This is a genomic window from Nocardia sp. GP40 (assembly GCF_050434125.1).
Lineage (GTDB): Bacteria > Actinomycetota > Actinomycetes > Mycobacteriales > Mycobacteriaceae > Nocardia > Nocardia albiluteola.
Genome location: NZ_JBNPVW010000009.1, coordinates 131,351 through 156,473, shown reverse-complemented (window position 1 = coordinate 156,473; position 25,123 = coordinate 131,351). Strand labels below are relative to the sequence as shown.

Genomic DNA, 25,123 nt, shown 5'->3' with positions numbered 1-25,123 from the left:
GGGTCTGCTCCTGAGTGGAACATCCCGGCACGGCTCGCGCATTCCGTCCGTGACGGTGCCGCCCGCCACGGGCTCGGCGCGGCCGGGTCCGCTATCGGCCCAGCGCGGCCAGCACGCTGCGCGCCTGCTGGTCGGCGCCGAGCTGATTGGGATGGAAAGGCACCGCCGGCCCGAGCGGACTGACCGAGAACGGGATCAGCCCCTCGACCCAGCGGACGCCCGGCAGCTGGCAGGCATCGTGGCCGACGCTGTCGCGGTAGGTGTTCACGAACTGCACGCCCGTGTCGGCCGCGACCCCGGCCAGCATCGCGTCCAGCTCGATCAGTTTGCGGCCGAGCCAGGCGGCATCGACGGGCGAGATCGGAATGACCGGAAAGCAGCCGCCGGTGACGCCGATGCCCTCGAGGTAGTCCACCAGCAGGATCCGCGCGTGCGGAGATCGCGCCCGGATGCCCGCGATCGTCGCACCCACCCTGGGCGCTGCCGCGGCGATCCGGGCCGACATCCGGTCGACCCCGCCGGGTACCCACTGGGCCTGGCACGGTGAGACCGCCGGATTTGGTGTCAGGCAGTCCTGTACGGCGGCGGCCAATCCCGCGTCGTTGCCGCCGATCGCGAGCGTCACCAGATCGGTTGCGGGAGTCAGCCGATCGAACTGCGGAGGGTTTGCTCCACCGAGCGGGGCGTCCTGTATGCCGGTCATGTCGCGGGTTTCCGCGCCGCCACAGGTGGCGTCCCGGAAGGTCGCCACCCGCAGCGCGGCCGCCACCTGTTTGGCATAGTCGTGGGCGCTCTGCACGCAGCCGCGCGGGACGTACTCGCCGCTCACCTGGCTCAGCGTCGCATCGGCGGCCCACGAATCGCCCAGGGCGACATATTCATCGACCGGCGACGCGGCCGCCGCCGGACCTCCGGACCATCCGGCCACCATCGCCACACACGCGATCACCAGCATCGACGCTCTACGCACTGCCCCTCCTGCACCCGCCGGGGCGAGCACGGCTGCTCACCCGGCAGCGAGGAACTTAACACCGGTCACGGTGCCGGTACAGCCCACCGTTCCAGGGGCTTCGCGCCGACCGTCACTGCGGCACTCGGTTATTCGCGCACCCATTCCCAGTCGTTGGGGTGGCCGTCGACCGCCGGGTCGTACAGCACGACGAACCGGAACTGCCGCGGCGCCGACAGCGGGAAGGGACCCACGCTGAGCTCCTCGGAGGTGTAGCGATCACTACTCATCGTGCGCACCCAGGTCGGCGGGCCGCCACGCTGGGCGAGCCATTTCTGGTAGACCGCGCGCGAGGGTTTGGCGGCCATGATCACCGACATCAGCGGCAGCGCATCGAGTTGTTCGGTAGTCGAGACGAACCGCAGATCTCCGTCCGTATCGATCGTTCGCTCACCCATAACTGCGATCCTCTCACCCGGGCGCCCGCGAGGAGGGCGGACCGAGTGCGGTTCTCAGCCACGGCCGTGACTGCGCTCGTAGGCCTCTCGTACGGACGCGGCGCGATCGCGGCGGGTCGCATCGGCCAGCGCCGGGTCCAGGCCCTGCCGGGCCAGGCGATAGCGGCGGTAGACGTAGGTCAGCGCGATCGAGAAGAACGCCAGCGGCAGGAAGATCAGCGCCGCCATCGCCGCACCCATCCACAATGGACCCGGCACCAGCAGGAACAGGCTCAGCACCACCAGCAGCGGCACCAGGATCCGCAACAGGTAGCGCCGGGCGGCACCCCGCCCGGTCAGATCCTCGAGCACCCACTGGTTCATCGACGACGGCAGCGCCGCGCCGTAGATATAGCGCAGCCGCTGCAGCGGGCTCGGTGTCTCCGCGCTCATCGTCTCTCCTTCGAGCACCGTTGTTCGTGCACTAACTATTAACACAATAATGCCAGCTTTCGGGCATCGGATACAGTGGATACGTCGCTGGCGAACTGTGAGCTTGGTTGCACGACACTGACCGCGCTCCTACGATTAGCGCGCGAACTGTTCGCACACTGCACGACTCCGGAGAGGCGGCCCATGACATCCGACATCGACGATCCGCTGCGCCTGGACCGGCAGGTCTGCTTCGCGCTGGCGCTGGCGAACCGTGCGGTGCTGAGTGTCTATCGTCCGCTGCTCGAGCCGATGGGCCTGACCCACCCGCAGTATCTGGTGATGCTGGCGCTGTGGGCCGAGGCGCCGCTCTCGGTCAAGGACATCGGCGAACTGGTGCAGCTCGATTCGCCGACCCTGTCGCCACTGCTCAAGCGGCTCGAATCCGCCGGCTACATCACCCGCCGCCGCGACGCGCGCAACGAGCGCGCGCTCGTCATCGATCTCACCGCCGCCGGCCGGGCCCTGCGCGCGCGGGCCGAGCAGATTCCTCCGGCGGTCGTCGAACGACTCGGGGTCACCCTCGAGGATCTCGAGCAGCTGCACACCGTGCTGGGCCGGGTGAACACCGCCGCCCGGCGCGCCGCCGCGCGCTGATCTCGAAAACGCCTTCCCTGCAGCCGTTCCGGCTACCTATCATGGATGTATCGCCCGGGGCGTTTCAAGGGGTACATCATGGCGAAAATGACCATCGACGAATTGCTCGATGTTTTCAAAGGTATGACACTGCTGGAACTTTCGGAGTTCGTGAGCGCGTTCGAGAAGGAATTTGGCGTCACCGCCGCAGCTCCCGTCGCCCTCGTGCAAGGGCCCCAGACCGCTGTCCCCTTGGACGCACCGGAGGAACCGACCGAGTTCGATGTGATCCTGGAATCCTTCGGGGACAAGAAGATTCAGGTGATCAAGGCGGTCCGGGAGGTCGTCACCGGACTGGGCCTGAAGGAGGCGAAGGACCTCGTCGAGTCCGCGCCCACCCCGATCCTGGAGCGTCTGGACCGCGATGCCGCCGACGCCGCCAAGATCCGGCTCGAGGCCGCGGGAGCCAGGGTCGCCCTGCGCGCCTAGCGCACCGGCCGAATCCGCGCGTACAAACTCGCCCGGCAACCGGCGAGCATCGAGGCGGGCAACGAATGTACCCCCGAACCCGTTGATATAAACCGGCTCTCGAGTTGCGGCCCGGCGGCACATGTGAGATTTTCCTCACGGGCTCTCGTGGACTCCACATCGAACGGTCACGGGTTTCGCAAGGAGTAGCAGTTGCGCCTACCTCTACGACGGGATACGCCCGGGCACGATACGGATCCGCAGTCCGGATCGGGCCCCGCCGCACCGAGCAGGATGGGCATGGTGCTGCGGCCGCGCACGATCGGCGGTCAGCTCACCCGGATCCTGGCCGTCGCCCTGATCCTCACGATCGCCCTGCTGACGATCACCACCCTCAACGAGATCGCGAACTTCCGCGAGTCCGAGGACACCAGGCAGGCCGTATCGCTCGCCCAGCACGTGCAGGACCTGACCGACCAGGTGCAGCGGGAATCCGGCCTCAGCAACGGCCTGCTCGGCGGTGACGATCAGCTGAAGCAGCAGTTGCTCACCCAGCGCCACGCCGTCGATGCGACGCTCGCCGCCGTCCACGCGGCCACGGACTCGAATGTGCCCGGCGCCGACCAGGTGCGTGCCGCGCTCGGCCGCCTGAATCAGCTCGCGGACACTCGGACCCAAATCGACACGCACCGGATGAGCAGGCCGGTCGCGTCCCAGTTCTACACCGACGCGGTCGATGCGCTCGATCGCCCGACCCTCGGCCTGGACCTGGCCCGGGACCAGCAGATCCAGCGCGGACTGCAGGCGTTCTACTCGCTGGGCGCGGCCAAGTCGCAGTTCGACGCCGAGCGCGGATTCCTCAACGGCGTCTTCACCGTCGGCCGCTTCTCCGGCGGCGAGTACGGCCAGTTCACGGAGATCCGTGCCACCAAACAGGCTGCACTGCAAGCATTCTCGAGCTACTCGACACCCGCCTTGCAGGGCGATCTGGACGCGGTGATGCAGGGCGGGGACGAGGCTGCGGTGGAGCAGGCCGAGAGCGTCGCCCTCGCATCGGGCGACGGGCTCCTGGTCCGCCCGGTGGACCCGGCGACCTGGTGGATGCGCATCAGCAAGGTCATCGACGAACAGCGTGCCGTGCAGCAGTCGGTGGGCGGCGAGGTGCAGGCCCGCGCCGACGAGCTGCGTGCCTCGGCCCTGACCAAGCTGACGGCGTTCCTGGTCGCCGCACTGCTCGCGATCGTCGCCATGGTCGTGCTGGTGGTGCTGTCCCAGCGTGCGATCGTCCGGCCGCTGGCGAAGCTGGCCGGCGAGGCCGACGACGTGGCGTCGCGACGCCTGCCCGAGGCCATCGACGCCTGGTCGCGGGCCGAGGAGGACCACCAGCCCGACGCACCGGGACCGGTCCGCATCCCGGACGGGACCAGCACCGAGATCGCCGCCGTCGCGGGCGCATTGGACCGCGTCCAGAGCACCGCCTTCGAACTCGCCTCGCAGCAGGCGCTGCTGCGGCGCAACACCACCGAGTCGATGTCCAACCTGGCCCGGCGCAATCAGAACCTGGTGCGCCGCCAGCTCGGGCTGCTCAGCCAGCTCGAGCGCCAGGAACTCGACCCGAAGGGCCTCTCCAACCTGTTCCAGCTCGACCATCTGGCGACCCGTATGCGCCGCAACGCCGAGAGCCTGCTCATCCTCGTCGGTGAGGGCAGCCCGCGCCGGTTGTCGAATCCGCTGCCGCTGACCACCGTCATCCGCGCGGGCATGTCGGAGGTGGACGACTACCGGCGGGTGGTGCTGCGCCGGGTCGACGACGTACTCGTCAGCGGTGCGGTGGCCAGCGAGCTCGCGCACATACTCGCCGAGCTGATCGAGAACGGGATCGCCTTCTCCCCGCCCGACATGGACGTCGAGGTCTACGGCCGCCTGGTGGCGCACGGATACGTCCTGGCCGTGGTCGATCACGGCGTCGGCATGCCCGAAGCACAACTGGCCCAGGCGAATGCGAAGCTGCGCGGCGAACAGGACTTCATCGTCGCGCCGACCCGCTACCTCGGGCACTACGTGGTCGGCCGGCTCGCCCGGCGGCTCGGCATCGAGGTGGAGCTGACCTCCTCGCCGGACGGCGGCGTCGTCGCGCGGCTGAGGTTGCCCCAGAATCTGCTCGCCGCCGGAAACGGTCAGCAGCCCGCCCTCGTGCAGGCCAAGGTCGCCAACGACGGGCTGGTGCCGTATTCGGCCACCGATTGGGTGTCCAACGGCGCCACCGCGGAATCCTCGTCCGGCCCGGCGAGCGAGCCTGTCGCTCAGGGGAATCCGAGATGAGAGACCTCGATCCCCCGCTACCCCACTCGACGCCGCCGCACGACTCCCCGGACGAGCACGACGACGAGGGCGAGGAGGAATTCCTGCGCGCCTTCGTCGTCACCGGGGGGCGTACCACGCCTGTCATCGACGGGCTGCGCATCGAGACGCTGGTGCACGCGCCCCGCTCGGCGCTGTCCGCCCCGTTGCAGCTCGAACAGCTCGCCGTCGTGCGGCTGTGCCAGCGCCGATGTTCCATCGCGGAAATCGGTGCCGCGCTGCGTGTTCCGGTCGGTGTCGCCAAGGTGATCGTGAGCGACCTCGCCGCCGCCGGCTTCGTCACCGTACACAAATCCCCCGACCTGTCCATTTCCGCGATCGAGAGGATCAGGGATCTTGTCCGCGCACTGTGACGCGAAGACCTCCGACGGCCCGGCCGGCCCCCGACGACCGTGGCGGCGGATGCTGTGCCTCGGCGTCGTCGCGGTGGCCTTGGCCGCCTGCGCGCCGCTGCAGTATCCGGCGCGAACCGCAACGCACGCGGACGATTTCGGCGCCCAGGTGGGCGCGCAGTCGGTGCGCGCCGGTGGCGACCTGGTGATGGGGCTGTCGAACGAGCCCGACCGGCTCGACCCGACCACCTCCAGCTCGCTCTACACCCGCTACGTCATGAACTCGATCTGCGAGAAGCTCTACGACAACGACGCCGCGGGAAATCTGGTGCCGCAGTTGGCAACCGCGCTGCCCAGCTTCTCACCCGACGGGCTGACCGTCACCATTCCGGTGCGCACCGGCACCCGCTTCGCCGACGGCACGCCGTTCGACGCCGACGCGGTCCGGACCAGCCTGCTGCGGCACCTGACCCTGAAGACCTCGCAGCGCAAGAGCGAGATGGGGCCCATCGCATCGATCGATACCGACGGCGCGGCAACGGTTGTCGTGCACTTCACCGAGCCGTTCTCGCCGTTCGCCGCCGCCCTGGCCGACCGGGCCGGGATGATCATGTCACCGGCCGCCCTGGACAAGGAGGGCACGCACTTCGCGGATCATCCGGTGTGCGTGGGGGCGTTCAAGTTCGTCAAGCGGGTGCCGCAAACCGAGATCGTCGTCGCACGGGACCCGCTGTACTACGACGCCCAGGACGTGCACCTGGACACCATCACCTACCGGATCATGCCCGACGCCAATATTCGCGCGGCCAACCTGCGTTCGGGCGACATCCAGGTCGCCGACACGATCTCGCCGCAGGACGTCGATGCGCTGGCCAAGGATCCGTCGCTGCACCTGCTGCAGACGCGCGGGCTGAACTTCCGGGGACTGTACGTCAATATCGCCAACGTGCACGGCGTCGGCAAGCCCACCGAACAGATCGACACCCCGCTCGCGAAGGATCCTCGTGTGCGCGAGGCACTGTCGCTGAGCATCGATCGAAACACCCTGGTGAATACGGTATTCGACAACTGGTTCGAGCCCGCGTGCTCACCGATCGTGCCGCAGACCGCGTTCGCCACGCTCGCCGGAATCGCCTGCCCCACCTATGATCCCCAGCGCTCGCGGCAATTGCTCGCCGCCGCCGGAGTGAAGATCCCGTACCGGATCACCCTGCAGGTGACGGACACTCAGGACCAGCTCCGCTACGCGCAGGCGTTGCAGGCCAATGTCGCCGCGGGCGGCTTCCAGCTGGCCATCGAGCCGACCGAATACTCCACCCTGCTGAACGTGCAGAAGCGCGGCACCTTCCAGGCTCTGCTGATCGGCTGGTCCGGACGGATCGACCCGGACGCGAACATCACGCTGTTCAACCGGACCGGGGCGAGTTCCAACTACACGGGTTACAGCTCCCCCGCGGTCGACGATCTGCTGGCGCGGGCCTCGCAGAGCACCGACACCGCCACCCGCGCCGACCTCTACGGGCAGGCGGTGCAAGCGTTGCAGCAGGACAACCCGTACGTCTACACCTACCGCGAGCGCCTGCTGACGGTGCAGTCCAGGCAGGTGACGGGCATCCAGGTGTTCCCGGACGGCGTCGTGCGGCTGGGCCGGGCCGCCTTCCGCACGAACCGGAGGGCCTGAGTGCCCATGCGTGACAGACTCTTCCGGACGTTCGTGCTGGGACTGATCGCCTGTGCCCTGGCATCCTGCGCACCCGTGCCGCCCGTGGCCGCGCCCGTCGTGCACATCGACGACTACGGCACGCCGGTGAGCTCGCAGACCGTGCGCCAGGGCGGCGAGTTGGTGATGGGCCTGTCCAACGATCCGGACCGGCTCGACCCGACCACCTCCAGCTCGCTCTACACCCGCTATGTCATGAGCACGATCTGCGAAAAGCTCTACGACAACGACTCTTCGGGCAATCTGGTGCCGCAGCTGGCGACGGACCTGCCGCGCTTCTCCCCCGACGGACTGACGGTCACCATCCCGGTGCGCACGGGCATCCGCTTCGCGGACGGCACGCCGTTCGACGCGGCCGCGGTCGTGACCAGCCTGGAGCGGCACCTCACGATGGCGGGGTCGCAGCGCACCGGGGAGATGGGCCCGATCACCGGCATCACCGCTGACGGCGGCTCCCAGGTGGTTATCCGGTTCGGCACGCCGTTCGCGCCGATCACCGCGGCCCTCGCCGACCGGGCCGGGATGATCATGTCGCCGACCGCACTCGCCAAGGAGGGCAAGGACTTCGGCGATCATCCCGTGTGCGTCGGCCCGTTCGCGTTCGTCGACCGGGCGGCGGGCTCGTCGATCACGGTCGCGCACGATCCGCTGTACTACGACGCGAAGAACGTGCACCTGGACCGGATCGTCTACCGCATCATGACCCAGGCCGGCGAGCGCGCGGCCGCACTGCGATCGGGCACCATCCAGGTCGCCGACACCATGTCGCCGCAGGACGTCGACGCGCTGGCGGCGGACCCGTCGCTGCACCTGCTGCGGTCGGGTTCGTTCGGTTTCCAGGGGTTCTACATCAATATCGGCGATGTGCACGGCGCCGGAACGCCCGTCGAGCAGATCAATACCCCGCTGGCCCGCGATGCCCGTGTCCGCCTTGCACTGTCGCTGAGTGTCGATCGGCAGGCGCTGGTGGACAAGGTTTTCAAGGGCTGGTACGAGCCGGCCTGCACGCCGATCGCGCCGCGCACCTCCTACGCGACCCAGGCGGCGACGGCGTGCCCGCTGTTCGATCCGGAACGATCGAAACTCCTCCTGGCCCAGGCCGGTGTGCAGATCCCCTATCCGATCACCATGCAGGTGATGAACGTTCAGGATCAGTTGCAGTACGCCCAGGCGTTACGGGCCAGCCTCGCCCAGGGCGGCTTCGATCTGCGGATCGTGCCCACCTCGTACTCGGCGCTGCTGGACGCGCAGAAGCGCGGCACCTACGAGACGCTGCTGCTGGGCTGGTCGGGCCGGCTCGACCCGGACGGCAACATCTCCCGGTTCCTGATGACCGGATCGACCGGCAACTACAGCGGATTCAGCTCGCCGGATCTCGACGACGTGCTGGCCTGGGCCGCGCACACCACGAGCGTGGCGCGCCGCGGGGCGCTGTACGAGCAGGCCGTTCGCCTCGTCGCGCGCGAAAACCCCTACATCTACACGTATCGTCTGCGGAATCTGACCGTGCACTCGGTCCGCGTCACCGGCATCGAGGTGTACGCCGACGGCACCGTCCGGCTCGGCAAGGCCGCGTTCGTCTCGGATGGGAAGAGCTGAACACCATTGCTGCGGTATGTATTTCATCGTCTCTGGCAGTCCGCACTGACCCTCGTGCTGGTCTCGATCGTGGTCTTCCTCGCGGTGCGCGCGCTGCCCGGCGACCCCGCCACCGTCATGGCCGGGGAGCAGGCGGATCCGGCGGCGATCGCCGCGGTGCGGGCTCAGCTGGGCCTGGACAAGTCGTTGCCGGTGCAGTACCTCGACTTCGTCGGACACGCGCTCACCGGTGACCTCGGCCGGTCCATCCGCACGGGAATCCCGGTGCGCGACATGATCGGCACGACCCTGCCGGTCACGCTGCAGCTGGCGGTGTACGCGCTGCTCGTCGCGGTGCTGATCGGAATCGCCGGGGGCGTGGTCGCCGCGGTGTACCGGGGCCGCTGGCCGGAGTGGCTCGCGGGCAGCTTCTCGCTGGTCGGATTGTCGGTGCCGACGTTCTGGCTGGGAATCCTTGCGGTGCTGTACCTCTCGGTGAGACTGCATCTGTTCCCCGCCTCGGGGTACGTATCCCCGCTCGCGCATCCGCTGCGCGGGGTCTACTTCCTGACCCTGCCCGCGGTGATCCTGGGCGTCACGCACGCGGCGGTGATCCAGCGGCAGACGCGCTCGGCCATGGTGGAGACGCTGACCACGGACTTCGTGCGCACCGCGCGGGCGAAGGGGCTCGGTCGCGGCGCCGTGATCGTCCGGTACGGCCTGCGCAACAGCCTGATCGTGGTGACCACCGTCGTCGGCATGCAGCTCGGTTTCCTCATCGCGGGCGTGGTGGTCACCGAGCGCATCTTCAGCCTGCCAGGCCTGGGGAAGCTGACCCTGGATTCGGTGTTCAGCCGCGACTATCCGGTGATCCAGGCGGTCGTGCTGGTGATCGCCGCGTCCTACATCCTGATAAATCTGCTGGTCGACGTGCTCTACACGATGATCGATCCGCGGGTGCGCGTGTCCGGGAGGGCGCAATGAGCACTGCACCGAACGCACAGCGCGAGGACGCGGGGGGCACGTCCGGCACGGCGGCCGAGGAGGTTTCCGACGCGCAGGGGGGCAGCGAGACTGTCACCGAAGTCACTGTTGCAGTGCCCATTTCATCCGGCGGGCGAGGTAGCGCGCTGCGCCATGTGCGCGGAAATCCGCTGGGTATGGTCGGTGCGGCACTGCTGCTGATCGTCATCGTCGCCGGTGTTTTCGCGCCGCTGCTCGCGCCCTACCCGCCCGCCGACGTGCACTTCACGATCCCCTTCCAGAAGCCGGGCACCGTCGGATATGCCCTGGGCACCGACGATCTGGGGCGCGACATCCTCTCGCGCCTGCTCTACGGCACCCGGGCCTCGCTCGAGGTGGGCGCGCTGTCGGTGCTGTGCGCGGTGGTCATCGGCGTTCCGCTGGGTCTGCTGGCCGGCTACTGGCGGTGGCTGGACGCGGTGCTGTCGCGGCTGGTCGATGTGCTGCTGGCCTTTCCGTTCGTGATGATCGCGGTGGGGCTGACCGTGATCTACGGCGCGGGCCTGACCCAGGCCGCGATCGCGCTGGGCATCGCGCAGGTGCCGTTGATGATGCGGGTCGTGCGCGCGGAAACATTGCGGCTGCGGGAAACCGATTTCGTCCTCGCCGCCCGCACCATGCACGTCGGTCCGCTGCGCATCCTCGGGGAACACATCCTGTCCAACGCGCTCGGGCCGATCATCGTGCAGGCCACCGTGATCATGCCGACGGCGGTGCTGGGCGAGGCGCTGCTGTCGTTCCTGGGACTGGGCATCAAACCGCCCGCGCCCAGCCTGGGCATCATGCTGTCCGATGCACAGCAGTACCTGATGCGCACGCCGTGGCCGGGCGTGTTCCCTGGCGTCGCGCTGCTACTGATCTGCTTGGGATTCAACCTCTTCGGCGATGCGCTGCGCGATGCGATCGACCCGAAGACGAGCCGCTGAGGGGCACGATGAGCGACAAGTCCGAGCCGCTGCTGGAGATCCGCGATCTTCGGGTGTCCTACGGCGGCGCGACGACGGTGGATGTCGCGGAGCTCACTGTTGCTCCGGGCGAGCGGGTCGCGGTGGTCGGCGCGTCCGGGGCCGGGAAATCGACTCTCGCGCATGCGATCATCGGACTGCTGCCCGGTGCGGCGCGGGTGACCGGCGGCAGCATCCGGTGGCGCGGTGAGGATCTCGCGCGGGCCGACGAGAAGCGGCTGCGCCGCCTGCGCGGCCGGGAGATCGGGTTGGTGCCGCAGGACCCGATGTCCAACCTGAACCCGGTGTCGCGGGTGGGCCGCCAGGTATCGGAAACCCTGGTGGCGCACCGCATGTACGGGGGCCGGGCCGCGGACCGGCGGGCGATCGAACTGCTCGGTGAGGCCGGTCTGCCCGAACCCGAGCGGCGCGCGCGGCAGTATCCCCACGAGTTGTCCGGCGGCATGCGCCAGCGCGTGCTGCTCGCGATCGGCCTGGCCTGCCGGCCCGGGCTGCTCATCGCCGACGAGCCCACCTCCGCACTGGATGTGACCGTGCAGCGGCAGATCCTCGATCATCTGGAAAGGCTCACCGGGGAACTGGATACCGCACTGCTGCTGGTGACCCACGACCTCGGGCTGGCGGCCGAGCGGGCGGACCGGGTGGTGGTCATGTCCGAGGGCAGGATCGTCGAGTCCGGTCCGGCGCGCGAGGTGCTGACCGATCCGCAACAGGAGTACACGCGCCGTCTGGTGTCCGCCGCTCCGGCACTCGTCGCGTCGCAGGCCAAGGCTCCCGAATCGCATTCCACACCAGTGGTTTCCGAGACCGATGCCACCGAAGCCGAACCCACCGCGGAACTTCCGATCCTGGAGGTCTCGCATCTCAGCAAGGAGTACCGGATCCGGGGCCGCGGCGGGCTGCTGCGTGCGGTCGACGACGTCTCGTTCACGATCGCCCGCGGCCGCACCACCGCGATCGTCGGGGAATCGGGTTCGGGGAAGACCACGACGGCGCGAATCGTGCTGGGCCTGGTAGCCGCGACGTCCGGCACTGTCCGCCTCGATGGCGCCGAGACGGGCGGGCTGCGCGGGGCGCAGTTGCGGGCGGCGCGACGCGCCATGCAGCCGGTATTCCAGGACCCGTACTCGTCGCTGGACCCCATGTGGACCGTCGAGCGCCTGATCGCGGAACCGTTGCGCGCCTTCGGCGCGGGCGACCGGACAGCGCGCCGCGGACGGGTGAACGAGCTCCTCGATCAGGTCGGCCTCGCGGCCACACTGGCGCAGCGCTACCCGAACGAACTGTCCGGCGGTCAGCGCCAGCGCGTGGCCATCGCCCGCGCCCTGGCCGTGAATCCCCGCCTCGTGGTCTGCGACGAGGCCGTCTCCGCCCTGGATGTCCTGGTCCAGAAGCAGATCCTGACACTGCTGTCCGATCTGCAGGACCGCCTCGGCGTCAGCTACCTGTTCATCTCCCACGACCTGTCCGTCGTGCGCGCCCTGGCCCACGACGTCGTGGTGATGCGCGGCGGCCGCGTGGTCGAACAGGGACCGGCCGGGAAAATCCTCAGCACGCCTGCCGATTCCTACACTCGCCAGCTCCTGGACTCCATTCCGGGCGCTGGCATCCTCACCGGCGCTTGAACCACCCGGAGCCGAATCACCCTGCCCCGCCGGTGAGTACGTCGAAGGCGTGGCGGCGGTGCACGGCGAAGAGTTCGGCCGCCACCGCGGCATCCCGCGCGCACAGGGCCTCGGCGAGCTCGCGATGCTCCGCGGGCATGTGCGCGAGGTAGGCGTCCTGGCCGCCCCCGATCCGGGTGAGCAGGAACAGATGAACCTGGGATCGGATCGCCTGCCACGCCTGGGCCAGGCGCCCGTGCCGGGCCGCCGCGTAGACCGCGTCGTGAAAAGCGATATCGCGGCGGACCATGGTGTGCTCGTCGGTCACCCCCGCCATGCGCTCGGCCGCGCACACGACCGCCGCGAGATCATCGTCGGCGGCGTTCGCGCAGACCTGGTGCACCGCAAGCTGTTCCAGGGCGCCACGCAGGCTGTGCAGTTCAGCGATGTCCACAGGGGTCAGGGCGGTCACGGTGGCGCCGCGGTGCCATTCGCTGCGGACCAGGCCCTCGTGTTCCAAGCGCAGCAGCGCCTCTCGGACCGGACCGCGGCTCACGCCCAGAGCGGCCGACAGATCGACCTCCCGCAGCTGCGCGCCGGGTGCATACCCGCCGTCGAAGATCGCGTCCCGGAGTCGATCGACCACCTCGTCGGCCAGGCCCCGGCGACGCGCCGGAGCAACCGCGCCCCGCGACTCCGCTGTTCCCGGGCTCATGCCGCTCCTTCCCTCATCTTGTCCTAATGTTAACATTAGGACATCTCGGATGGAGCACAGCAAGGAAGGCACGACAATGACCGTTCTCGACTCCCCGATCCCCCGTTTCCACCTGGCCATGCCGGTCGACGACCTGGATGCCGCGCGCCACTTCTACGGTGAGGTGCTCGGATTGACACAGGGGCGCAGCGCGCAGACGTGGGTGGACTGGAATCTGCACGGCCATCAGTTCGTCACCCACCTCGCGCCCGCCCGGCTGGAGCGGATCGAGAATCCGGTCGACGGGCACGACGTCCCGGTGCCCCATTTCGGGCTCATCCTGACAATCCCGGAGTTTCACGATCTCGCCGCCCGGATGCGCGGCGCGGGTGTGCGATTCGTGATCGAGCCCTATGTGCGGTTCGAGGGGCAGGCCGGGGAGCAGTGGACCATGTTCCTGCTCGATCCGGCGGGAAATGCGCTGGAGTTCAAGGCTTTCGCGGACGATTCCCAGGTTTTCGCATCCTGATCGCTACCACCGAAGGAGACATTTCATGCGTGTTGTCATCGCGGGCGGGCACGGCAAGATCGCGCTCATCCTGGAACACCTCCTGGCCGCACGGGGTGATTCCGCGGCCGGGCTCATCCGCAATCCCGCCCAGGCGGAGGATCTGACGGCCGTCGGCGCGCAAGCGCTGGTGATCGACCTGGAGTCGGCGTCCGCCGAGGCGGTCGCGGAGCAGCTGCGGGGCGCCGACGCGGTGGTGTTCGCGGCGGGCGCCGGACCGGGCAGCGGCGCGGCTCGCAAGGAGACCGTCGACCGCGACGCGGCAATTCTGCTCGCCGATGCGGCCCGGGCCGCGGGGGTGCGCCGCTACGTGATGATCTCCGCCATGGGTGCGGCCAATCCGCCGTCCCCCGAACAGACCGGTCAGGACCCGGTCTTCGCCGCGTACCTGCGCGCCAAGGCCGCCGCGGACGATGCGGTGCGCGCCCGCCCCGACCTGGACTGGACGATCGTGCGCCCGGGCGTGCTCACCGACGATCCCGGCAACGGCTCGGTCCGCATCGCCGAGTCGACCGGTCGCGGCGCGATCCCCCGCGCCGATGTCGCGGCCGCGCTCCTCGCGGTGCTCGACGCACCCGCAACAATCGGGCAGACCTTCGAGCTCATTTCCGGCAACACCCCCATCCCGGCGGCGGTTGCGGCCCTGGGCTGATCGTCCGCGTCACCGAATGGGTGACCCGAACCCGTGATTCGCGCCCTACCGTGAATTGATGCTCTGGTCGCCTCTGCCCGAAATGTCGGCCGATTCCACGACGGTGCTCACCGCGCTGGCCCTGGAACTCGACGCCGATCTACCCGCCGTCGCCGCCCACATCATCCGATCGATCACCGGCCAGGAGGACTCCTACGCGCAGCACGGAGTCGTGCCGGCACAAGACCTTCGGGAGACGGTGACGGCCAACGTCGGCGGCATGCTGGCCGCGCTGGCCGGTACCCACGTCGCCGCGGACGGCGGCCTGTCGATACCACATTCGACCGGCCGGCGGCGCGCGCATCAGGCCGTGCCGCTCATCGAGCAGTGCGAACGGCACCTGTGCCGGTACGCCCGGGAGGCCGGCTTCGAGCTCGCGGCGGTGTTCCGGGAGTCCGGCGACGGTGGCGCCTTGCGGGCTCCCGGTCCCCCTCCGTACCCTGCCGGCCCGGCTGATAGCGCTGGACGCCCTGGCCTGGCCGCTACCGGGTCCGCCGGAATAGCCTGCACAACAGGGCAATTCGCGACCTTACCCCAGCGTGCCGAGCAGCGCGTCGAGCGCCCCGGTCTCGGTCGCCGAGTCGGGATGGCTGGAACGAATCGCCTTCAGGACGCTGTCGATCCGGCCGTCCACGACGGTCCAGCCGGACTGATCGAGCGACTGGAGAGCGTCCTGGTCCTTGTCCCAGGCCGTTTCCAGGTCCTTGATGCGGGCCTTCGCCTCGGTCTGCTTCCCGCTCTGCACCAGGACCAGCGTGTCCCGGGTGATGGTCCGGAAGTTCGCGACCTCGGCGGGCGGGAAGTGCGCGATCGCCTGCCCCGGGGTCTGTGGGGCGGATGCCGGGGCGGCTTCCTCGTCGGTGGACGGGGTGGCATGCGGTTGTCCCGCCGCCCAGCCCAGCAGGACTGCGACGAGGATCGCGACAATCGCGTAGTACCCCAGCATGATTCGCTCCCTCCTCCGCTTCGCTCCGTCGGGCGCGGTGCGCACTGTGCCCATGGGTCGCTCGCCAGCTCGCTCCCTCCTCCGCTTCGCTCCGTCGGGCGCGGTGCGCACTGTGCCCATGGGTCGCTCGCCAGCTCGCTCCTGACCGGGATTCGCGGGCACGGGCGTGGGCCGATCGGCGATCACATCCCCACGCGTGCGGGTGAGATACCCGACCGTCGCCAGGATCGCCACCAGGAAGATCACACTGGTGAGCGCGGTACCCAGGCCGAGGCCGTGGTCGGCGGTGGGCGAGGCCAGCCAGTCGCCGAGGTTCGCGCCCAGCGGCCGGGTCAGGATGTAGGCGAGCCAGAACGAGAGCACCGCGTTGGCACCCAAGCGCCACCCGAGGACGATGGCGACGATCAGTCCGGCGGGCAGCAGCACCGAGGTGCCCGGGCCCCAGCCGGTCGCGGCGAGCGTCCAGTCGCCCACGGCGGTACCGAGGGCGAAGGTGACCAGCACCGCCAGCCAGTAGAACAGCTCGCGCGGCAGCGTGACGATGCTGTGGATCGAGAGCGTCCGCTCCCGGGCGAACCAGATCCCGAAGACGACCGCGAGCACCACCGCGAACACCGACGTGCTCAGCGCGAGCGGAACATTCAGCTGATCGGTGAGGATGTCGGTGTACAGCGTGCCGGTGACGCTGAGGACCACGACGCTGAGCCAATAGGCCAACGGCACATACCGATCCAGCCGCAGTTGCCAGCCCAGCACCGCGGCGAGCACGACCGTGAAGATCAGCGCCGTCGGCACCAGCCCGACACCGAGCGAGTTGTTGATCCAGTCGGCGAAGCTCTCGCCCACCGTGGTGCACAGGATCTTGATGATCCAGAACCACACCGTGACCTCGGGCACCTTGCTCAGCATGTGCCGGGTCGTGCGTACCTGCGATTTCGTCGTGTCCGTCACAGCGCGTGACGATAGTATCCGCGGGCTGTGAGCACGCTGAGAACGAGGTCAGCCGGGGCGCCCGTCCGGTGGACGCGGGGCCACCCCCGGCGGTCCCAGGGCCTGCGAGGCCTCCCGCGCCGCGGCGATCAGCAGCGGCGCACAGGCCCGGACCTTGACCCGGTCGAGGTCGAAGGTCAGCGCCGAAACGCTGATGCCTCCGATCGGGCGGCCGTGCGGATCCAGGACCGCGACGCCCAGGCAGCGGGTGTGCTCCTCGTTCTCCTCGTCGTCGACCGAGTATCCACGGCGAGCCACGTTGTCCAAGTGGGCGATCAGCAGATCGGGGTCGGTGATCGTGCGGGCGGTCATGGCGGGCAACGGCATCCGCGTCAGCAGCTCGCGCAGCTCCGCGCGGGGTAGACAGGCCAGGATGGCCTTGCCGATCGCGGTGCAGTGCAACGGAATCGACAACCCGACGCGCGAGCGCATGGCGTAGGCGCGATCGCCCTCGAGCTTGTCGACGTACACGGCCTCTTCGCCGGACAGCAGGGCGAAGTGCACCGTATGCCCGGTGGACGAGCACAGCCCCTGCAGGATCGGGCGCACGATGTGGGTGACGCCCGCGGTCTGCCCCGCCAGCGACAACAGCCGCACGCCCGGCAGATAGCGATGCTCGGAATCGACTCGTACCCAGCCCAATCCGGACAGCTCCCGCAGGATCCGGTGCACGGTCGAGGTGGGAAGCCCGGTGCTGCGGCTGATCTCGCTCACGCCTCCGCTCACGCCTCCGCTTCGCTCCGACGCGAGCGAGAGCTCGGCTGTGTATATCGGTCGCTCGCTGCGCTCCCTCACGCCTCCGCTTCGCTCCGGCGCGAGCCAGGGCTCGGCTGTGCCTATCAGTCGCTCGCTCACCCCGTGGCAGCTCAGCAGCGCCTCGAGCACCATGACCACCTTGGCCACCGCGCTCGGCGCCGGGGATTTCGCCGCCTCGTTCACCGCGCCAGCCACCCTCCGTCCACCACCAGCACATGTCCGTGCACATAGGCCGCCGCCGGGGAGCACAGGAACACCACGGCCCCGGCCAGGTCGTCCGGCTCGCCCCAGCGGCCCGCCGGAATGCGGTCCACGATCGCCCGGTTCCGAATCGGATCCTCGTGCAGCGGAAGGGTATTCGCGGTCGCGATGTAGCCCGGCGCAATCGCGTTGACCCCGACCCCGCGCCCGGCCCACTCGGTGGCCAGCGCCTTGGTCAGGCCCGCGATCGCATGCTTGCCCGCGGTGTAGGAGGCGACGTTGATGCCGCCCTGGAACGACAGCAGCGAGGCGATGTTCACGATCCGCCCCGCGCCGCGTTCGAGCATCGGCGCCCCGAGGCACCGCGCGAGCAGGAATGCCGCGTCCAGATCCACCGCGAGCACCCGCTGCCACTCGGCCAGCGAAATACCCTGCGCGGGACCGCGTCCGATGATTCCGGCGTTGTTGATCAGCAGGTCGATGCGGTGGACGGCGGCGAGTTCGGTCGCGGTGGCCTCCACCGCCGCGAGATCGGCGAGGTCCACTCCGACGGTATCGGCCTCCCGCCCCAACGCGCGGACCTCCGCGGCGACGGGTTCGAGCCCTGCCTCTTCACGCCCCCAGAGCACAACGTCGGCACCCGCATCGGCCAGCGCCAACGCCGCCGCCCGCCCGATGCCGGTCCGGGCACCGGTCACCAGCGCCCGCAGACCGTCCAGCCGGAACAACTCACTCACGTCTCCCCCTCCCCGACAGCGTTCGCGAGCCACTCGACGCCCCAGCCGAAGGTGACATTCGCATCGACCGCGTCGTGAAACTCATGAGAGGGCCTCGGTGGCAACCATATCCATATCGGTGTAGGCGAGATTCTCTCCTGCCGTGGACCATACAAAGCGGTATGGGGCGGTGCCGGCGCCGGTGTGGATCGACCATGGCGGGCTGATCACCGCCTGCCGGTCGGCGACAATCATGCTGCGGGTGCGCGCGGGCTGCCCGCACAGGTGCACCACCCGCTCGCCCGCGTCGAGGCCGAAGTACAGGTAGATCTCGGTCCGCCGGTCGTGGGTGTGACACGGCATCGTGTTCCAGACGCTGCCCGGCTCCAGCGTCGTGATGCCCAGCGCCAGCTCGCAGGACTGAACGCCCTTGTCGTGCACGTATTTCCGCAGGGTGCGCGCGCTGGCCTTGTCCGCCTCGCCGATGCTCACCGTTTCGGCCTCGGAGCGGGGTATCAGCGTGGTGGGATAGGACCTGTGCGCCGGGGCCGAGACGATATAGAACACCGCATCGCCGGATACCGCCACGGCTTTCGTGCCCTGCCCGACGTAGACGATGTCCTCGGCCCGCACCGCATGCTCGGTGCCGTCCGCCCGCACCGAACCCTGCCCCTCGAGGCAGACGATGCCGAGTTCGCGGCGATCGCACAGGTTTTCGGCGCGCACCTCGTCCGGGGCGGTCAGCTCGAGGGTGCCGCCGGCAGGCACGGCGCCGCCGATCAGCAAGCGATCCTGTTGCGAGAACGCGAAACGCAGCTCTCCCGCGGCGAACAGGTCGGTGACGAGGAAGCGCCCGCGCAGCTCTTCCGGCGACAGCGTCGCCATCTCGTCCGGACTCGTGGCGTATCGAACGTCTGTCATATCTGTTGCCTATCAATCGGAGTGGGCATACCGATCTGTTCCCGGCATCGACGCGACGGCACCGTCACCTCGATTCACATCCTCGACCGGCAGCTTTTCCCGCTGGACGGAAAACGCTTTCCTTCACACAGGATGCCGGTGGAGTATGCCGTACGAGGCAAGACAGCGGCAAGATGTGACCGAGCGCACGAGCAGGAGTGATTCGAATGCGAATCAGCGCAGCAGTCGGCTCGATGGTCGCGGGGGTGGCGCTGGCTGTGGCCACCGCCTGCGCACCGGGCGTCCAGCAGTCCAGCAGCACCCCGACCGGGCCGGTCACGGTGGATTTCAGCTCCTTCAAGGGCAAACACATGACCTACCTGTACTTCACCGACGGGCCCGACCTCGACGCCACCAAGGCCGCCATCACCCGCTTCGAGCAGGCCACCGGTGCCACCGTGGATCTGCAGACGGTGCCGTTCGCCCAGCTGAACACCGCGCTGCAGGCGCGCATCGCCTCGCACACCGAGCCGGAGGTGGCACGGGTCCAGGACTGGCATCCTTACGCGGGCGAATTACTGGATTTCACCAACTATTTCGGCAAGTCGTATCCCAATGAGTTCACCGCGGGCGCGGTGGGCACCGCGGAGGACGCGGCCGGTCACATGTACGCGGTGCCCAGCGATCAGACCATCAACGGCCCCTTCGTCAACGCCGACGCCTTCGCCAAGGCCGGTGTGCCCCTGCCCGATGCGTCCGCCAAGTGGACGTGGCAGCAGTTCGTCGACGACGCCACCAAGGTGGCGCAGGCCAACCACATGCCCAACGCGCTCACCATGGACGTCTCGGGCAACCGGCTCAGCACGGTCCTGAGCGAATACGGCACCAATCTCATCGGACCGGACGGTCAGGTGGGCCTGAACCAGGCGAAAACCGAACAGGCCCTGGGCATGTTCAACGGTCTGCTGCAAAGCGACAAGATCTCCAAGGACTTCTGGCTCGGCGCGGGGACCAACTACAAGGGCGGCAACGACCCCTTCCTGGCCCAGCAGGCGCCGGTGTACCTGTCCGGGCCCTGGCAGGTCGGCGCGTTCACCAAGTCCGCGCCGTTCTCCTGGCGGGCGGTTCCGGATCCGTGCGCGACCGAATGCGGCGGCTTCCCGGGAATGAAGATGATGGTCGCCTTCTCGCACAGCAAGGAGCCGACCCTCGGCGCGGCGTTCGTGCAGTGGATGAACCGCACGGAGAACCAGCGCCAGACCGATATCGATTCGTACTGGCTGCCCACCCGCAAGGATCTGGTCGCCTCGGGCATCCCCTATCCCTCGCATGCCGCGGACATGAATATCTTCATCTCCCAAATCAATTCGACCCCCGCGCCCGATTTCACCGCGGTCGCCAGCCCCGCCTACACCGGCGCGGCCAACGCCCTGGTCAAGGAGTTCGACAAGGCCGTCGCGGGCCAGGAGGGGGTGCCGGACTGCGTGCGCAATCTGCGCGATCAGGTCACGCAGATCATCAAGGCGAGCAAATGAGCGATCGGCCGCTCACCCGGAGACCGAGGCGCCGGATTCGCTTCCGGCGCAGCCTCGTTCCGTACCTGTTCGTGCTGCCGAACATGGCGATCTTCGGCCTGTTCACGATCTGGCCGGCGCTGAACGGATTCAATCTCAGCCTCTACGACAGCAACAACGGGCTGACCTTTCACCCGGTCGGAACCGGCAACTACCGAAGGATCCTCAGCAGCAACGAATTCTGGGCGGTGGCACGGCAGACCGCGGAATTCGTCGCCGGATTCGTGGTGGTGAGCGCAGTGGCCTCGACCGCGCTGGCGCTCATGCTCAACCGCCAGCGCCGGGGCCGGGGCGCGCTCAGTGCGGCGTACTTCCTGCCCTTCGTCGTGTCGCCGGTGGTCGTCGGCCTGATCTGGAACGCCGCGCTGGACCGCCGGACCGGGCTGGTCAACGAGGTGATCGGCGCGGTGGGCCTGGGACATCCCGCCTGGCTCGTGACTCCGCGCCTGGCGCTGATCTCGGTGATCCTGGTCGGGGTCTGGATTCATCTGGGGTTCTACACCATGATCACGCTGTCCGGCCTGCAGGCGATCGACGCGCAGATCTACGAGGCCGCCACCATCGACGGCGCGGGGGTATGGAATACGGTGTGGCACATCACCTTACCGCTGTTGCGGCCCACCACGACGGTGGTGATCACGCTGGCGACGATAGCCGGATTCCAGGCGTTCGACTTCATCTTCACGCTTACCGGCGGCGGGCCGGTCGGTGCGACGACGCTCCTGGTGCAGTACATCTACACCAACGGGTTCACCTCGCCGATCAGTTACGGCGTGGCCAGCGCGGCGGCGGTGATCCTGTTCCTGGTCGTCTTCGCCGTCACCTTCCTGAACTACGTCGTCGGCCGGCGCCGGGAGGCGGTGTGAACACCTGGACCTCCACCGGCGGGCGCCCGCCCTCGACGGCCACGGTCGTGCGCGCTACCGTGCTGATCGTGGGTGCGATCGTCGTGGTGGCCCCGCTGATCTGGGCCGGGCTGTCCTCGTTGAAGACACCGGCCGAACTCGCCGCGCAACCACCCACGCTGTACCCGCACCACCTGGATTTCGACAACTACCGGACCGGGTTGGCGGCCTTCGACTTTCCGCGCTACCTGCTCAACAGCGTGATCGTCACGGCCGCGGCGACGGCCCTGACGCTGCTGATCAACTCGATGGCGGCGTATGCCCTGGCCAAGTACAACTTCCGGGGCCGGAACCTGCTGTTTCTGATCACGCTGTCCACCATCATGATTCCGCTGCAGGTGATCCTGCTGCCGGTCTACCAGGTGGTCTCGTCGCTCGGGATGGCCAATTCGCCACTGGGCCTGATCATTCCGCCCGCGGCCACCCCCACGGGGGTGTTCCTGCTGCGGCAGTACATGCTGTCGCTGCCGGACGAGACGCTCGAGGCCGCCCGGATCGACGGCGCCGGGGAATTCGTGATCTTCTGGCGCATCGTGCTGCCGCTGTGCCGCCCGGCGCTGGCCGTGCTGGCGATCTTCTCGGTCATCTGGCGCTGGAACGACTTCCTGTGGCCGCTGATCGTGGCCCAGGACGAATCGAAACAGACGCTGCCGGTGGCGATCGCGCGCTTCGCCGGGCAGCAGGCGATACCGTTCAACCAGATTCTCGCGGTATCGGTGGTGTCCATCGTGCCGGTGATCGTGATCTTCCTTATTCTGCAGAGACAGATCATTTCCGGGCTGGTGCAAGGAGCCGTCAAGTGAACAGCCCCTTGCTGCCGCACAACCCCATCGGCGAGCGCACCGTGCACACCCTCGATGCGCGCGGCTACATCCGCGACTGGCTCACCGCACCGGCCTGGTCGACGCCCTGTGAGGATCTGGACATGGTGCTCGAGGCCGACGGTAGCCCGTGGGGTGAGCACGGCCGGTGGGTGCTGACCAACGGCCCCGATGTCGGCCCACTCAAGGGCCGCCTCTATCAGATTCGCCCGCTCGACCTGGGCCAGCAGCTGCCGGAAATCCGGGAGGGCGAGGACTTTTCGTGGTACGTGGAGCGTGCCCGTCGCACATCGCGGTGGGAGCGCCGCCACGTCGGCGCCGACGGACTGCTGGACTGGAGCGAGTTCTGTTTCACCCCGCAGTACCGTCAGGCGATCGCCGCTACCGTGCTCGAGGTCGATCAGGCCGAGTACCGCATCCTCGAGGTCGGCTATACCGGACCGGCGGCGCTGTTCGTTGACGGTGAACTGCTCTGGCAGAGTGAGGATTTCACCTACATGGAGCCGCATCGCGATCGGGTGCGGGTCCGGCTGCGTTCGGGCACGACAGCGATCCATCTGGTCACCTGGCAGGTTGCCTTCCGGGAATGCCGTCACGTGGCGAGCCTGCGGGTGCAGGGCCTGCCGGTCCGGGTTGTCATCCCCTCTCCCGAGGCCGACGAATATCGTTCGGCCGCAGCGGAATCCCTGCTCGAGGCGGTCGGCACCGGCCCGTGGGCGAGCATCGACGGCACCGTCCGCCTGACCGGGCCGGTCGGCGCGCGGTACGAGGTGGCCACGGCCGACGGCGCCGTGCGGGAGGTGGTGCTCACCGACGGGTCCGCGATCGTGGCGCTCGACGACCGAGCGGCGTCGCTCGTCGAGCAGGCAACGCCCGGTCTCGACGGCACGGCTCCCGATCAAAGCTTCAGCGCGGCAGTCGATTCGTATGCCAGGACGATCGGCGTGGCGGCGCCGGGATTCGACAACAGCGCGGTATCCGATAGCACCGCAGCCGATCTCGACGATCCGGCGTCCGCGACCACCGCGGCCGACGCGACCGCCTCCATGCTCTCGACCGGCGAAACGACACTGACCGTACGCATCCCGGATCCGGCCGCGCCGGTGACGCGGCAGCTGCGTGCGGCCCGGGTCCCGGAGAGCTACCGCGCCGGACCCGAGGGCGATCCCCAGCGGTGGCGCGCGGAGCTGGTGCGGCATGTCGCGGCCGGAGTCCCCGGAGTGGCCAGAGCACTGGCCCGGCATGTCCTGGACCCGCATACCAAACTGTCCGATGACGATCTCGCCCCGCCGCTGTGGATGATCGATTCCCGCTCCGACTGTGCCGATTTCGAGGCCGTCGGCCTGATCCACCTGTGGAAGCGCCTCGACGAGGAGGCCTGGACCCCGGACCAGCGCGACCGGGTGCGCCGCTCGCTACTCGGGTTCAAGTACTGGATCGACCAGCCCGGCCTGGACGCCATGTGCTACTTCACCGAAAATCACCAGTTCGTCTGGCACACCGCCGAAACCCTGGCGGGCGAGCTGTTTCCCGACGAGATGTTCACCAATACCGGCCGAATGGGAAGCGACCACGCCGAGCACGGCCGGCAGCTGGCCGTGGAGTGGATGCGCCGCAAGATGTCCGGCGGATTCAGCGAGTTCGACTCCAATGCCTACCTCGCGATCGACTCGCTGGCGCTGGTCTCGTGGGTCGAGTTCGCCGCCGACGACCGACTGCGCCGGTTGGCGGAGGCCCTGCTGGACAAGGCGCTGCTCACCCTGGCGTGCAATTCCTGGCACGGGATTCACGGTGCGGCGCACGGACGTTCGTATGTGCCCACGCTGCGCTCGTCGCGATTCGAGGAGACCGCGCCGATCATGTGGACGCTGTGGGGCGCGGGGGCGCTGAACGCGGCGGTCCTGCCCGCCACGGCGCTGGCCACCGCCCGGCGCTATCACCTGCCCGAACTGATCCGGGCCATCGCCACCGCGCAGCCGCAGGAGTGGGACGGCCGCCAGGTGTACCGCGGCGACTATCGGCAGTACCACGACCTGCTCTCCCGGCCCTACGGCTCGGACCTGCGGGTCTGGCGGACCCCCGACGCGATGCTGTCCAGCGTGCAGGACTATCGCTCCGGGCTGCCCGGCCTGCAGGAACATATCTGGGGCGCCACGCTCGGGCCGGAGGTGCAGGTGTTCGCCACCCATCCGGCGGCCGCGAGCACCTCCTCCTCGGCGCGCCCCAATGCCTGGGCGGGACAACGCATTCTGCCGCGAGCGCACCAGCACCGCGATACCGTGCTGGCGCTGCATCGCATTCCGGGCGACGACCCGTTCGGCTCGACCCACCTGTGGTTCCCCACCCCGCACCTGGACGAGTGGACCGTGCACGGCCCCTGGCTGGCCGGCCGCCTCGGCGCCGGTTACGTGGCGGTCGCGGCGGCTGGTGGTTTCCGGCCGCACACCACCGGCGACGAGGCCTACCAGAGCTGGCTGCCGCGCGGTGACGGCCTCGGCTACGTCGCCACGGTGGGGCGGGCGGCCGTGTCCGGATGCTTCGCCGATTACGTTGCCGCCCTGGGCGATCCGGAGTTCGGCGACGGGTTCGTCCGCTGGCGAGCCGGGGACGGCCGGGAGCTGGCGCTGCACTGGCCGGGGGCCTTCACGGTGAATGGCTCGGCCGCAACGGATTTCGTCGCGGACCCGCCGCACCTGGACAACCCCGCCGTGCACGTCGGGTTCGGGGACGATCGGCTCGAGGCCGTGTGGGACGGCCATCGCCTCGTGCTGGACCTGGCCGAGGGGCGGCGCATCGAACCCGCCAGCGCGGTTCTCCCCGTCCGACGGCCCCGGCGATGAACACCGCGGGCAGGCC

The 25,123-nt window shown here is 68.8% G+C and carries 23 protein-coding genes and 1 pseudogene; 16 read left to right on the top strand and 8 right to left on the bottom strand.

Going from position 1 to position 25,123, the window contains the following annotated elements:
- Positions 1-91 precede the first annotated feature (91 nt).
- The 3 genes from ABH933_RS26195 to ABH933_RS26185 all read right to left on the bottom strand — a co-directional run bounded on the left by ABH933_RS26195 (position 92) and on the right by ABH933_RS26185 (position 1,839).
- On the bottom strand, positions 92-970 hold the full coding sequence (locus tag ABH933_RS26195) for an SGNH/GDSL hydrolase family protein (protein WP_429426183.1): 879 nt from the start codon (positions 968-970) through the stop codon (positions 92-94).
- Positions 971-1,098: 128 nt separating this feature from the next.
- Entirely contained in the window at positions 1,099-1,407 is a 309-nt protein-coding gene (locus tag ABH933_RS26190; RefSeq protein ID WP_215921338.1) for a hypothetical protein, read from the bottom strand.
- 54 nt (positions 1,408-1,461) lie between these two features.
- Positions 1,462-1,839, bottom strand: a complete 378-nt coding sequence (locus ABH933_RS26185) for a DUF5313 family protein (RefSeq protein WP_429426185.1) — start codon at positions 1,837-1,839, stop codon at positions 1,462-1,464.
- A gap of 183 nt (positions 1,840-2,022) precedes the next feature.
- On the opposite strand from ABH933_RS26185, the gene ABH933_RS26180 reads away from it, so the two are divergent.
- The 10 genes and pseudogenes from ABH933_RS26180 to ABH933_RS26135 all read left to right on the top strand — a co-directional run bounded on the left by ABH933_RS26180 (position 2,023) and on the right by ABH933_RS26135 (position 12,526).
- Positions 2,023-2,475, top strand: coding sequence for a MarR family winged helix-turn-helix transcriptional regulator (locus tag ABH933_RS26180; RefSeq protein ID WP_215921341.1), 453 nt, complete (start codon positions 2,023-2,025; stop codon positions 2,473-2,475).
- 78 nt (positions 2,476-2,553) lie between these two features.
- Positions 2,554-2,943, top strand: coding sequence for a 50S ribosomal protein L7/L12 (gene rplL / locus ABH933_RS26175; protein ID WP_215921343.1), 390 nt, complete (start codon positions 2,554-2,556; stop codon positions 2,941-2,943).
- A 192-nt stretch (positions 2,944-3,135) separates the two neighbouring features.
- Positions 3,136-5,244 carry a sensor histidine kinase gene (locus ABH933_RS26170; RefSeq protein ID WP_429426188.1) on the top strand — a complete coding sequence of 703 codons (2,109 nt, stop codon included), beginning with the start codon at positions 3,136-3,138 and terminating at the stop codon, positions 5,242-5,244.
- Positions 5,241-5,636: a DUF742 domain-containing protein gene (locus tag ABH933_RS26165; RefSeq protein ID WP_429426190.1), complete on the top strand. Its 396-nt coding sequence runs from the start codon at positions 5,241-5,243 to the stop codon at positions 5,634-5,636. Before ABH933_RS26170 ends, ABH933_RS26165 begins: the two co-directional genes overlap by 4 nt.
- Positions 5,620-7,296: an ABC transporter substrate-binding protein gene (locus ABH933_RS26160; protein WP_429426192.1), complete on the top strand. Its 1,677-nt coding sequence runs from the start codon at positions 5,620-5,622 to the stop codon at positions 7,294-7,296. The genes ABH933_RS26165 and ABH933_RS26160 overlap by 17 nt, the downstream gene beginning before the upstream one ends.
- A gap of 6 nt (positions 7,297-7,302) precedes the next feature.
- Positions 7,303-8,934 (top strand): ABC transporter substrate-binding protein, encoded by a 1,632-nt coding sequence (locus ABH933_RS26155; protein WP_429426194.1) that lies wholly within the window; start codon positions 7,303-7,305, stop codon positions 8,932-8,934.
- A gap of 6 nt (positions 8,935-8,940) precedes the next feature.
- A complete protein-coding gene (locus tag ABH933_RS26150; RefSeq protein WP_429426196.1) occupies positions 8,941-9,897 on the top strand; it encodes an ABC transporter permease in 957 nt (318 codons plus the stop codon).
- Positions 9,894-10,862, top strand: coding sequence for an ABC transporter permease (locus ABH933_RS26145; RefSeq protein ID WP_429426198.1), 969 nt, complete (start codon positions 9,894-9,896; stop codon positions 10,860-10,862). The genes ABH933_RS26150 and ABH933_RS26145 overlap by 4 nt, the downstream gene beginning before the upstream one ends.
- Before the next feature lie 8 nt (positions 10,863-10,870).
- Positions 10,871-11,665, top strand: a pseudogene (locus tag ABH933_RS26140) (ABC transporter ATP-binding protein); the annotation flags it as partial.
- Between the two features lie 30 nt (positions 11,666-11,695).
- A complete protein-coding gene (locus ABH933_RS26135; protein WP_429455137.1) occupies positions 11,696-12,526 on the top strand; it encodes an ATP-binding cassette domain-containing protein in 831 nt (276 codons plus the stop codon).
- Between the two features lie 16 nt (positions 12,527-12,542).
- Here ABH933_RS26135 and ABH933_RS26130 read toward each other — a convergent pair whose 3' ends face one another.
- Positions 12,543-13,220 (bottom strand): GntR family transcriptional regulator, encoded by a 678-nt coding sequence (locus ABH933_RS26130; protein WP_429426200.1) that lies wholly within the window; start codon positions 13,218-13,220, stop codon positions 12,543-12,545.
- Between the two features lie 76 nt (positions 13,221-13,296).
- On the opposite strand from ABH933_RS26130, the gene ABH933_RS26125 reads away from it, so the two are divergent.
- Both ABH933_RS26125 and ABH933_RS26120 read left to right on the top strand, forming a co-directional pair.
- The gene (locus ABH933_RS26125) at positions 13,297-13,728 is read left to right on the top strand and encodes a VOC family protein (protein WP_429426201.1); all 432 of its coding nucleotides are present in this window, start codon (positions 13,297-13,299) and stop codon (positions 13,726-13,728) included.
- 25 nt (positions 13,729-13,753) lie between these two features.
- The gene (locus tag ABH933_RS26120) at positions 13,754-14,419 is read left to right on the top strand and encodes an NAD(P)H-binding protein (RefSeq protein WP_429426203.1); all 666 of its coding nucleotides are present in this window, start codon (positions 13,754-13,756) and stop codon (positions 14,417-14,419) included.
- A 568-nt stretch (positions 14,420-14,987) separates the two neighbouring features.
- Here the strand turns inward: ABH933_RS26120 and ABH933_RS26115 are convergent.
- The 4 genes from ABH933_RS26115 to kduI form a co-directional block, all read right to left on the bottom strand.
- Positions 14,988-16,355 carry a COG4705 family protein gene (locus ABH933_RS26115; protein WP_429426205.1) on the bottom strand — a complete coding sequence of 456 codons (1,368 nt, stop codon included), beginning with the start codon at positions 16,353-16,355 and terminating at the stop codon, positions 14,988-14,990.
- 48 nt (positions 16,356-16,403) lie between these two features.
- Positions 16,404-17,345: an IclR family transcriptional regulator gene (locus ABH933_RS26110; RefSeq protein WP_429426207.1), complete on the bottom strand. Its 942-nt coding sequence runs from the start codon at positions 17,343-17,345 to the stop codon at positions 16,404-16,406.
- Positions 17,330-18,088 carry an SDR family oxidoreductase gene (locus ABH933_RS26105; RefSeq protein ID WP_429426209.1) on the bottom strand — a complete coding sequence of 253 codons (759 nt, stop codon included), beginning with the start codon at positions 18,086-18,088 and terminating at the stop codon, positions 17,330-17,332. The genes ABH933_RS26110 and ABH933_RS26105 overlap by 16 nt, the downstream gene beginning before the upstream one ends.
- 81 nt (positions 18,089-18,169) lie before the next feature.
- Positions 18,170-18,988 carry a 5-dehydro-4-deoxy-D-glucuronate isomerase gene (kduI, locus tag ABH933_RS26100; protein ID WP_429426211.1) on the bottom strand — a complete coding sequence of 273 codons (819 nt, stop codon included), beginning with the start codon at positions 18,986-18,988 and terminating at the stop codon, positions 18,170-18,172.
- Positions 18,989-19,194: 206 nt separating this feature from the next.
- Between kduI and ABH933_RS26095 the strand changes: the two genes are divergently transcribed.
- Genes ABH933_RS26095 through ABH933_RS26080 form a run of 4 tightly spaced genes read left to right on the top strand, consistent with a single transcriptional unit; the run spans position 19,195 to position 25,107 of the window.
- Positions 19,195-20,502, top strand: coding sequence for an ABC transporter substrate-binding protein (locus ABH933_RS26095; RefSeq protein WP_429426213.1), 1,308 nt, complete (start codon positions 19,195-19,197; stop codon positions 20,500-20,502).
- Complete coding sequence (locus ABH933_RS26090; protein WP_429426215.1) at positions 20,499-21,407, top strand: carbohydrate ABC transporter permease; 909 nt, start codon at positions 20,499-20,501, stop codon at positions 21,405-21,407. The genes ABH933_RS26095 and ABH933_RS26090 overlap by 4 nt, the downstream gene beginning before the upstream one ends.
- Positions 21,404-22,249, top strand: coding sequence for a carbohydrate ABC transporter permease (locus ABH933_RS26085; protein ID WP_429426217.1), 846 nt, complete (start codon positions 21,404-21,406; stop codon positions 22,247-22,249). The genes ABH933_RS26090 and ABH933_RS26085 overlap by 4 nt, the downstream gene beginning before the upstream one ends.
- Positions 22,246-25,107 carry a hypothetical protein gene (locus tag ABH933_RS26080; protein ID WP_429426219.1) on the top strand — a complete coding sequence of 954 codons (2,862 nt, stop codon included), beginning with the start codon at positions 22,246-22,248 and terminating at the stop codon, positions 25,105-25,107. The genes ABH933_RS26085 and ABH933_RS26080 overlap by 4 nt, the downstream gene beginning before the upstream one ends.
- Positions 25,108-25,123: the final 16 nt, after the last annotated feature.

What these genes read in the sequence shown, in the direction of transcription:
- ABH933_RS26090 (WP_429426215.1), top strand. Translation starts at nt 20,499, where the DNA reads ATGAGCGATCGGCCGCTCACCCGGAGACCGAGGCGCCGGATTCGCTTC.
- ABH933_RS26155 (WP_429426194.1), top strand. Translation starts at nt 7,303, where the DNA reads ATGCGTGACAGACTCTTCCGGACGTTCGTGCTGGGACTGATCGCCTGT.
- kduI (WP_429426211.1), bottom strand. Translation starts at nt 18,988, where the DNA reads ATGACAGACGTTCGATACGCCACGAGTCCGGACGAGATGGCGACGCTG.
- ABH933_RS26165 (WP_429426190.1), top strand. Translation starts at nt 5,241, where the DNA reads ATGAGAGACCTCGATCCCCCGCTACCCCACTCGACGCCGCCGCACGAC.
- ABH933_RS26180 (WP_215921341.1), top strand. Translation starts at nt 2,023, where the DNA reads ATGACATCCGACATCGACGATCCGCTGCGCCTGGACCGGCAGGTCTGC.
- ABH933_RS26190 (WP_215921338.1), bottom strand. Translation starts at nt 1,407, where the DNA reads ATGGGTGAGCGAACGATCGATACGGACGGAGATCTGCGGTTCGTCTCG.
- ABH933_RS26120 (WP_429426203.1), top strand. Translation starts at nt 13,754, where the DNA reads ATGCGTGTTGTCATCGCGGGCGGGCACGGCAAGATCGCGCTCATCCTG.
- ABH933_RS26145 (WP_429426198.1), top strand. Translation starts at nt 9,894, where the DNA reads ATGAGCACTGCACCGAACGCACAGCGCGAGGACGCGGGGGGCACGTCC.
- ABH933_RS26130 (WP_429426200.1), bottom strand. Translation starts at nt 13,220, where the DNA reads ATGAGCCCGGGAACAGCGGAGTCGCGGGGCGCGGTTGCTCCGGCGCGT.
- ABH933_RS26125 (WP_429426201.1), top strand. Translation starts at nt 13,297, where the DNA reads ATGACCGTTCTCGACTCCCCGATCCCCCGTTTCCACCTGGCCATGCCG.
- ABH933_RS26185 (WP_429426185.1), bottom strand. Translation starts at nt 1,839, where the DNA reads ATGAGCGCGGAGACACCGAGCCCGCTGCAGCGGCTGCGCTATATCTAC.
- ABH933_RS26095 (WP_429426213.1), top strand. Translation starts at nt 19,195, where the DNA reads ATGCGAATCAGCGCAGCAGTCGGCTCGATGGTCGCGGGGGTGGCGCTG.
- rplL (WP_215921343.1), top strand. Translation starts at nt 2,554, where the DNA reads ATGGCGAAAATGACCATCGACGAATTGCTCGATGTTTTCAAAGGTATG.